Origin of the sequence: Nostoc sp. UIC 10630 (assembly GCF_010747425.1) — a bacterium.
Classification (GTDB): Bacteria; Cyanobacteriota; Cyanobacteriia; order Cyanobacteriales; family Nostocaceae; genus Nostoc.
The window spans coordinates 42019-51611 of the sequence record NZ_JAAGOG010000034.1; the positions used below are offsets into that span (position 1 = coordinate 42019).

A 9593-nucleotide genomic window follows, 5' to 3' on the forward strand; every position below is an offset into this window, starting at 1 on the left:
CATTTCTACCTGAAGACTTTCAGCTAGGTAAAATGTTGGCAGGCAGAGAATAACACTAAATCAATTACACAGAAAAGGTCAATATGCGATTACTACATACAATGCTACGGGTAGGAAATCTGGAAGAGTCGTTGAAATTTTACTGTGACCTTTTGGGTATGAAATTACTACGCCGGAAAGATTATCCAGGGGGAGAATTTACCCTGGCTTTTGTGGGCTATGGTGACGAAAGCGACAACGCAGTGATCGAACTAACCTACAACTGGGGCGTGGAAAAGTACGAATTGGGTAATGCTTATGGTCACATTGCCCTTGGGGTTGATGATATTTACGCTACCTGTGAAGAAATCCGCAATCAGGGCGGTAAAGTCGTGCGCGAACCAGGACCGATGAAACATGGTTCGACAGTAATTGCTTTTGTGGAAGATCCAGATGGATATAAAATTGAACTGATTCAACTAGGATCTCAAGGTTCAGCAGCCAAACAGGAATCACAAGAGCAACTTGTGAGTCAGTAATTCTTATAAGGGATTTCCCAAAAAATAAATTATCGCTAGGGTGGAATTTCACTTACTGAAGCTGGATTTAGATCCCCGACTTCTTGAAGAAGTCGGGGATCTGGGCAGCAAGTTTTGCTTAAGAGCGAGACGCGCGATACTTTTCGCTTTTTGCCTCCGCTTTTTAGGCGGGTTAGGGCATATCCTCTGCGTAAATCCTATTAGTGTATCCGTATTCCTAAGAGCGTAGGCGTAGCCGTCGTAGGCATCGCTCCAATAACATCATCTGGCAAAGTCCGTTCAGAACAGTGTTTTCGTTTTAAATTAGGAAATAGGTAGTAGATTAAACTATCACCAAATTACCATTCCTAAATTGCCACTGGAGATACACGCGGATATACGCTGAGAATGTTTGGATAATTAGGGACTGAGGACTAGGGACTAGGAATTAGTGACTAGGTAAAAGTTTTCCAATCCCCAGTTCCCAATCCCCAGTTCCCAATCCCCCATTACCAATGCCCAATCCCTAAACTAAAAATCAAAATTCCAAAATTATAAAGATGCAACCTACAGATCCAAATAAATTTACTGATAAAGCCTGGGAAGCAATTGTTAAATCTCAGGATATTGTCCGTGCTTATCAACAACAGCAACTAGATGTCGAACATTTAATTATTGCCCTGTTAGAAGAACCCACTAGCCTAGCAATACGTATCCTGGCTCGATCTGAGGTCGATCCAATCCGCTTTCAACAGCAGCTAGAAGCCTTTATTCAACGTCAGCCCAAAGTTGGTAAAAGCGATCAGCTTTATCTTAGCCGTAGTTTAGATGTTTTACTAGATAAAGCTGAGGAAGCTAGAGTCAGGATGAAAGACTCCTACATTTCCGTAGAACATATACTTTTGGCTTTTGCTGAAGACGATCGCATTGGACGAAAGATCCTCAAAAGCTTTAGTGTAGACGCAGCTAAACTAGAAGCTACTATCAAAGCCGTTCGCGGTAGCCAAAAGGTAACAGATCAAAGCCCAGAATCGCGCTATGAAGCTTTACAAAAATTTGGCAGAGATTTAACAGAACAGGCAAAAGCTGGAAAACTCGACCCAGTAATTGGGCGAGATGACGAAATTCGGCGGGTAATTCAAGTATTGTCTCGTCGGAGCAAAAATAACCCCGTATTGATTGGTGAACCTGGGGTAGGTAAAACTGCGATCGCAGAAGCTTTAGCACAAAGGATGGTAAACGGTGATGTTCCCGAATCTCTGAAAAACCGCCAACTGATCTCTTTAGACATCGGTAGTTTAATTGCTGGGGCAAAATTGCGAGGAGAATTTGAAGAACGCCTGAAAGCTGTCCTCAAAGAAGTTATGGACTCTAACGGTCAAATTGTCCTATTTATCGACGAATTACATACCGTAGTCGGTACAGGTTCCAGCCAACAAGGAGCAATGGATGCCGGAAATCTGCTCAAACCAATGCTGGCGCGGGGAGAACTGCGTTGCATTGGCGCAACTACCCTCGACGAGTTCCGCAAACACATTGAGAAAGATGCTGCTTTAGAACGCCGCTTTCAGCAAGTATTTGTCGATCAGCCAAGTGTGGAAAATACTATTTCCATTCTGCGGGGGTTGAAAGAACGCTATGAAGTGCATCACAATGTCAAAATTTCTGATTCGGCTTTGGTAGCAGCAGCAACTCTATCAGCGCGTTATATTAGCGATCGCTTCTTACCAGATAAAGCCATCGATTTGGTGGATGAAGCAGCAGCACAGTTGAAAATGGAGATTACCTCCAAACCAGCAGAATTGGAAACCATCGATCGCCGCCTCATGCAGTTAGAAATGGAAAAGCTGTCATTAGCTGGCGAAGAAAAGGGCACTCCCCAAACTAAAGAACGTTTGGAGCGTATTGAGCAAGAAATCGCCAATTTGACCGAAAAACAGCAAGTTTTTAACGAGCAATGGCAAGGTGAAAAGCAGATATTAGAGGCGATCAGCGCCTTAAAGAAAGAAGAAGATGCGCTGCGGGTGCAAATTGAACAGGCGGAACGTGCTTATGACTTAAATAAAGCTGCCCAATTGAAGTATGGGAAATTGGAAGGAGTGCAGCACGAGCGCGAAGCCAAAGAAGCGAGCCTTTTAGAAATTCAAAACCAAGGTTCGACATTGCTGCGAGAACAAGTCACCGAAGCCGATATTGCCGAAATCGTCGCTAAATGGACAGGAATTCCCGTCAATCGCTTATTGGAATCAGAACGGCAAAAATTGCTGCAATTAGAAAGTCATTTACATCAACGAGTCATTGGGCAAGAAGAGGCTGTAGAAGCCGTAGCAGCAGCCATTCGCCGCGCCCGTGCGGGGATGAAAGACCCCTCGCGTCCCATTGGTTCATTTTTGTTCATGGGCCCTACAGGAGTAGGCAAAACAGAACTCGCCCGCGCTTTAGCTCAGTTTCTCTTTGATTCTGATGATGCCTTGGTGCGCTTAGATATGTCTGAGTATATGGAAAAACACTCAGTTTCTCGCTTAGTGGGAGCGCCTCCAGGATACGTAGGCTATGAAGAAGGCGGTCAACTTTCCGAGGCAGTCCGCCGCCGTCCCTACTCAGTGGTGCTGCTGGATGAAGTGGAAAAGGCGCACCCCGATGTGTTTAATATTTTATTGCAGGTATTGGATGATGGGAGAATTACTGACTCTCAAGGAAGAACGGTAGATTTCCGCAACAGCGTTATTGTGATGACCAGTAACATAGGTAGCGAACATATCTTGGATGTATCGGGTAATGATTCTCAGTATGAAACGATGCGGAAGCGGGTAATGGAAGGTTTGCGATCGCATTTCCGCCCAGAATTTCTCAACCGCGTCGATGATATTATTCTCTTCCATACCCTAAATCGCACAGAAATGCGGCAAATCATCCGTATTCAACTCAAGCGGGTAGAAAATCTCTTGCGCGAGCAAAAAATATTCTTTGAGATATCCCAAGCAGCTTGCGATCACCTTGTGGAATCAGGCTATGACCCTGTTTATGGTGCGCGTCCACTCAAACGCGCAATTCAGCGAGAAGTAGAAAACCCCCTCGCCACCAAGTTATTGGAGAATACTTTTATCTCTGGAGACACGATTATCATTGACAAAAATGAGAACGGTCTGTCTTTTAGCAAAAAGGTGCTGGTGAAGGTGTCAGTACCACAGATTGCTACATAGTCGGAGAAGGTGATTAGAATTCACGGTTACACAAACAAAGTCCGTGTAACCGTGAATTATTTTATGATGTACTTTTTAGCAGCGATCGCTTTTAATTTAAACTACTTAAAATTTCAAAGGCTTAAAACTATTGCTACATCTTTTATTGAATTAAAGCTTGAAAGCGCTCATCCTCCCGAATACCATCAAAATCTAAGTCAGTTTTTGCTATCTCACGATATTTATCGGGATTTAGGTTGATAGCCTGTTGTAGATTTTTAAATGCTAATTCGACATTATTCTGTGATACATAACAGCAAGCCTTGTTGTACCAAGCGGTATGATTATCAGGTTTAATCTCTATAACTTTATCAAAACTGACAATAGCTTCTTTATAGTGTTCTAACTTCATTAGTGCAAAGCCTTTATTAGACCATGCAACGTAGTCATCATATTTCAACTCAAGAGCTTTATTACAACTTTCTATAGCTTCTTCATATCGGCCTAAGTAATAAAGTGCAAAGCCTCTATTTGTCCAGGTAATTTCAAAATCTGGTTTAAGTTCAAGAACTTTATTAAAATTATTGAAAGCTTCTTTGCAGTGTTCTAAGTCAGATAGTAAAGGATTTTTTTGTTAAGAGAATCTTGGAAAATAAAACCAATTTCTAGCGCTTTTTCATAAATAGGAATCATTCCTTCAGAAGAGTATTTTTTAAGCAATAAATAGCCTTGGTTGTTCCAGCATTGATAGTCATTGGGTTGAATTTTCAGGACTTTATCAAAACTAGCGAATGCTTCATTATAACGCAATAATCCGTATAACGCATAACCTCTATTTTTCCAAGCATGATGGTAGTCTGGTTGAATTTTCAGCGCTTCATCAAAACTGGCGATCGCTTCTTCATTACGTCCTAAATTAAATAACGCATTACCTTTACCGTTCCAAGCTTCGTAATCATCTGGTTTTAATTTCAGTGCTTGTTCAAAAGATGCGATCGCTTCTTCATGACGTTGCAGATCATCGCACAGCAAAGAACCTCGATTATTCCAAGCTACATAGTTATCTGGTTCAATTGTTAGTGCTTGGTCATAGGATGCGATAGCTTCTTCATGGTGTCCTAAATTGCCTAGTGCAATGCCCCGGTTGCCCCAAGCTTGGTGGTCATCTGGTTTAATTTTCAGTACCTTATCGAAGGATGCGATAGCTTCTTCATGGTGTCCTAAATTGCCTAGCGCAATGCCTCGTTTGCCCCAAGCTTGGTGGTCATCTGGTTTAATTCCCAGTACCTTATCGAAGGATGCGATGGCTTCTTCATGGTGTCCTAAATTGCCTAGCGCAATGCCCCGTTTGCTCCAAGCTTGGTGGTCATCTGGTTTAATTTCCAGTACTTTATCGAAGGATGCGATCGCTTCTTCATTGCGTTCTAAATTGCGTAGCGCAATGCCCCGATTGTTCCAAGCTTGGTGTAAATCTGGTTTAAATTTAAGTGCTTGGTCGTAGGATGCGATCGCTGCTTCGTATTCATTAGCAGCATATAATAAATTTCCCAGTTTAAATAGTAACCTTGGCTTCTGATTATCTGGCTGATGTTTTTCTGTCAGTAAGTCTTGAATTTCCAAGACCTTCTCAATTTTTTGTTCGGGGCTGAGTTTCAAGTATTCCTCATAGTCTCCTTCCAAAAGTAGACGGGTTGATTCTTGTTCTACTACCTCTGGTGTTGTCGGTAATTCAAATACACCAGAACGCCAATCAAAAAAATCTGGTGCGCGATGAATTAAATAGTTGATTGAAAATGAACGTAAAAGAAAGACAAAGCAAAATGAGAAATCATCTCTAAAGCGTTCTCGCTGTTGGTTTAAATGATTTAAAATATGCGGAACACTGGTTAAATTCCCAAATTGTCCTTCTGTAATTTCCCCAAAACTTCTTTTTTCATACTTATATAAAGAATATTCCAGACCTTTAATTAATAAAATATCAATTTCCTTGCCTTTAATAAACTCTACTACTGGCTGATATAAATTATCAATCGCCTCAACCAACCGCAAAACTGCAATCTTTTTCTGTGGAATCTCCTGGGGAAGTTTGACAATAAAATTGTCTGCTTCCCCAGGTGTACATTGCACAAAAAATAAACCAAATCCTGATTTTCGCTTCAGTGCGCGAAGCAAGTCTTGATAAGCTTCTTCTGGCTCTGGGGGTAAATCATCATCCCAATCGCTTAAATTTGGGTTCATGGAAGTTTCGCTACGGCTTCTTTAAATTCTGGAATTCTTTGAATCAATGGATGAATATCATACCAACGCTGCATTTCTCCATCATCATCCAAATAGCGGTATTCTAAAAGACAACGGTTATACATTAAACTGCGATACCGATCATCATTAATGATGCGCTTAGAACAAGACACTTCCGCTAACAAACACTATTGATGATTTTCCACAGTGCGGCGATAAGTATCTCTGGCTTGAGTAATTGCTCGTCGCACCGCCTTTTCTGAAACAGGTAATTCCTCACTGCGTCCAATAGCATCTTGAGTTAACAATAGCAAATTCCTCACATGACCTCCACTCATTAAACAAAGTCTGTCTAAGGTTTGGGGACTGTCGAAAATTTCCGTTTCTAGTGATAGTTCAGGTGCAATTTGCCGGACTCGTTTCTTAATTACTTCCTTAACTTTTTCGAGTCCTGGCTGATAAACGTCTCCCTCGAAAGTTTTTACCATAATCATCGGCAAAATTTGGGGATCGCCGTAGATATCTCTGAGGTCTGTTGCTCTTGTAGAATAGACCATTGAAATGGGGACAGTGTAAATCAAATGGCAATCTAAAGCTTGGAGTTGTTCGCTACGGTCTAAAAAGACTTCTTCATAGTTGGTGCGTTCTCCATCTTTTACTAACACCATCCGGTCTAAGTTATCGACAATTACCGCCAGTTTATTGTAGCCATTAGGTAAGTGCTGTTTTGCATCCAGCAGAAACTCATTTAACACCTGAATTAAAGTAACGGTGTAAGGATCAATTTTTTGGCGAATCTTCTGGCGTAATTCAGGAACAGCCCTTAAATTTGCGGTCAACTTGGCGAATTGAGTAAGTTGAGCTTCTACTCCCAGACTCTCAAATTCTATGGGAGTCTGCGCCAAATCTTTTAAATCTACCCAACGATCTTTCAACCAGTCGAGTATCGGACGAGGACTAGCAATTCCTTTTAAATCTTTGAGCAAACGGCGGGTACAGGCGAGGAGAATATCTGTATATTGGGCATCTTCAGAATCGATATCTTCTTCATCAGCTGCAAAATACACAACATAAAATTCCCGATTTTCTAAATATTTTTTTAACCTGAGTAATTCTGTAGACTTCCCCGCACCCCGATGACCAGAATACAATTGGCAAGTATTTGTATCTGCTAATCGCATCCGATTTCCCAACTCTTGCTCAATATCCGCATCTCCCCGCACATCTTGACAATCTACATATTTTGGATCGCCTGCGGCTAAGGGTTCAAAGGGGTTAAAGGCATTGTAGAGTTTTGCGAGTAGGTCTGAACTATTAACCATAGGTAAAAAATATAGCAATCATGCTCATAATAATGGAGATTAAGCAGAGACGCGATTAATCGCGTCTGTACTAGGAAGTAGGGAAATCCGAATCAGAAATGGGGGCAAACAATGCTTAAAAAAGGTGCGATCGCCTAAGCTATGCTTTTAAAATCCTAATTGGTATCATGTCCTTCTGTATTCTCCGGGTTTATCCTGGAAAGCAGAGGGCTAGGCTGTATAAGCCACTATCATCATTTCAGATACTAACATCGAAAAATTACCAATTATGCTAGAACAAGGCACTATCAGTATTCATACTGAGAATATTTTCCCGATCATTAAGAAGTCGCTTTACTCAGATCACCAAATTTTCTTGCGGGAACTCGTATCCAACGCTGTAGACGCTATCCAAAAGCTGAAAATGGTATCCCGCGCCGGAGATTACGCTGGAGACATCGGCGAACCGGAAATTGAAATTGCCATTGACAAAGATAAAAAAACTCTATCCATTTCCGATAACGGTATCGGGATGACCGCAGATGAAGTTAAGAAATATATCAATCAGGTTGCCTTTTCTAGTGCTGAAGAATTTATTCATAAGTATGAAGGCAAATCAGATCAACCGATAATTGGGCACTTTGGTCTTGGTTTCTACTCTTCTTTCATGGTGGCGCAAAAGGTAGAAATTGATACTTTATCCTACCAAGAAGGGGCGCAGGCGGTTCACTGGACTTGCGATGGTTCCCCAGCTTTCACCCTAGAAGATTCGTCCCGGACAACTCGCGGCACAACTATTACTCTCAGTCTGCAAGGAGAAGAAGAGGAATTTCTAGAGTCAGCACGGATTAAAAACCTTGTCAAGACTTATTGCGATTTCTTGCCAGTACCAATAAAACTCGACGGTGAGGTAGTAAATAAGCAAAAAGCACCGTGGCGAGAGTCTCCAAGTAATCTGAGTCAAGAAGAGTATTTAGAGTTTTACCGCTATCTGTATCCTTTTCAAGAAGAACCTTTGTTGTGGGTGCATTTAAATACTGACTATCCCTTTATCATCAACGGGATTTTGTATTTCCCCAAAATGAGGCCGGATGTAGATGTTACCAAAGGACAGATCAAGCTATTTTGCAATCAAGTTTTTGTTAGTGACAACTGCGAAGAAATTATCCCGCAATTTTTGATGCCGATGCGGGGTGTGATTGATAGTACCGATATTCCGCTAAACGTATCGCGCAGTGCCTTGCAAGGCGATCGCACCGTGAAGCGAATTGGTGACTACATTGCCAAAAAAGTAGGCGATCGCCTCAAAGAACTTTTCCGCGATAATCGTGAACAATACATCAGTGCTTGGAAAGACCTCGGAACTTTTGTAAAATTCGGCGTTCTCAACGACGATAAATTCAAAAAGCAAATCGAAGATATCATCGTCTTCCGCACCACCGCCAAGCTGACAGAAAAAGTTGCTGCTGAAACTCCAGTGGTTGAAGTCCAGTCTTCAGACGGGGATGCTTGGCAAGATGTGACTCCTTCACCCACTGCTGAAAACTCAACTCCCACCGCTCCTTACACCACACTGAAAGAATATCTAGAACGCAACAAAGAACGCAACGAAAACCGGGTTTTCTACAGCACCGATGAAGCAACCCAATCTACATACATAGAACTGCACAAAAATCAAGGATTGGAAGTCCTGTTTATGGACTCCTTCATTGACACCCACTTTATCAACTTCCTAGAGCGGGAATATCAGGATGTCAAGTTTACACGGGTAGACTCAGATTTAGATAATACTCTGCTGGAACAAGATAAAGATAAGGAAATTGTCGATCCGAAGACGAACAAAACTCGGAGTGAGACGATTAAAGAGTTATTTGAGAAATCGCTCAACAAACCCAAACTCAACATCCGTACCGAAGCGTTGAAATCAGATGATCCTCAAGGTACACCACCTGCGATGGTGCTTTTACCAGAGATTCTGCGCCGCCTGCGAGAAATGAACGCCATGATGCAGCAGGGGACAGCAGAGTTTCCCGAAGATCATATTTTGCTGGTGAACACTGCTCATCCGCTAATTCAAAATCTGGCAAATCTGAACCAAGGTACTATTATCCAAGGTGATGGTCAATCGTCTACAGATCAGTTAGTGAACTTGATTTGCCAACACGTCTACGATTTAGCGCTGATGTCTCAGAAAGGATTTGACGCTGAGGGAATGAAATCTTTCGTCGAGCGATCGAATGAGGTACTCACCAAGCTGACGGAACAAGCTAGTAAATAGTTGGGAATGGGGAATTGGGAAAGAGGGGGCAGAAGTTCTTTAATTTTGAATTTTGAATTTTGAATTGATTTCTCCCCTGCTCCCCTTCCCCCTCATC

At 42.0% G+C, this 9593-nt stretch carries 5 protein-coding genes and 1 pseudogene; 3 read left to right on the forward strand and 3 right to left on the reverse strand.

The features are described from left to right. Positions 1 to 83: 83 nt before the first annotated feature. Together gloA and clpB are read left to right on the forward strand one after the other, a co-directional pair. Positions 84 to 518, forward strand: coding sequence for a lactoylglutathione lyase (gene gloA, locus G1O98_RS11355; protein WP_163928911.1), 435 nt, complete (start codon positions 84 to 86; stop codon positions 516 to 518). 539 nt (positions 519 to 1057) lie between these two features. Further along, complete coding sequence (clpB, locus tag G1O98_RS11360; RefSeq protein WP_163928912.1) at positions 1058 to 3700, forward strand: ATP-dependent chaperone ClpB; 2643 nt, start codon at positions 1058 to 1060, stop codon at positions 3698 to 3700. Positions 3701 to 3842: 142 nt separating this feature from the next. Here clpB and G1O98_RS39880 read toward each other — a convergent pair whose 3' ends face one another. From G1O98_RS39880 to G1O98_RS11375, 3 genes and pseudogenes are all read right to left on the reverse strand, one after another. Continuing rightward, a complete protein-coding gene (locus G1O98_RS39880; RefSeq protein ID WP_163928921.1) occupies positions 3843 to 4223 on the reverse strand; it encodes a tetratricopeptide repeat protein in 381 nt (126 codons plus the stop codon). A 62-nt stretch (positions 4224 to 4285) separates the two neighbouring features. Beyond that, positions 4286 to 5917 carry a tetratricopeptide repeat protein gene (locus tag G1O98_RS11370; RefSeq protein ID WP_163928913.1) on the reverse strand — a complete coding sequence of 544 codons (1632 nt, stop codon included), beginning with the start codon at positions 5915 to 5917 and terminating at the stop codon, positions 4286 to 4288. Continuing rightward, positions 5914 to 7239 (reverse strand): annotated as a pseudogene (locus G1O98_RS11375) (ATP-binding protein). Before G1O98_RS11375 ends, G1O98_RS11370 begins: the two are co-directional and overlap by 4 nt. A gap of 268 nt (positions 7240 to 7507) precedes the next feature. On the opposite strand from G1O98_RS11375, the gene htpG reads away from it, so the two are divergent. Further along, the gene (gene htpG, locus G1O98_RS11380; protein ID WP_163928914.1) at positions 7508 to 9496 is read left to right on the forward strand and encodes a molecular chaperone HtpG; all 1989 of its coding nucleotides are present in this window, start codon (positions 7508 to 7510) and stop codon (positions 9494 to 9496) included. Positions 9497 to 9593: the final 97 nt, after the last annotated feature.

Bases quoted from the DNA above. Each gene is read 5' to 3' on its own strand.
- gloA (WP_163928911.1), top strand. From the start codon at position 84: ATGCGATTACTACATACAATGCTACGGGTAGGAAATCTGGAAGAGTCG.
- clpB (WP_163928912.1), top strand. From the start codon at position 1,058: ATGCAACCTACAGATCCAAATAAATTTACTGATAAAGCCTGGGAAGCA.
- G1O98_RS11370 (WP_163928913.1), bottom strand. From the start codon at position 5,917: ATGAACCCAAATTTAAGCGATTGGGATGATGATTTACCCCCAGAGCCA.
- htpG (WP_163928914.1), top strand. From the start codon at position 7,508: ATGCTAGAACAAGGCACTATCAGTATTCATACTGAGAATATTTTCCCG.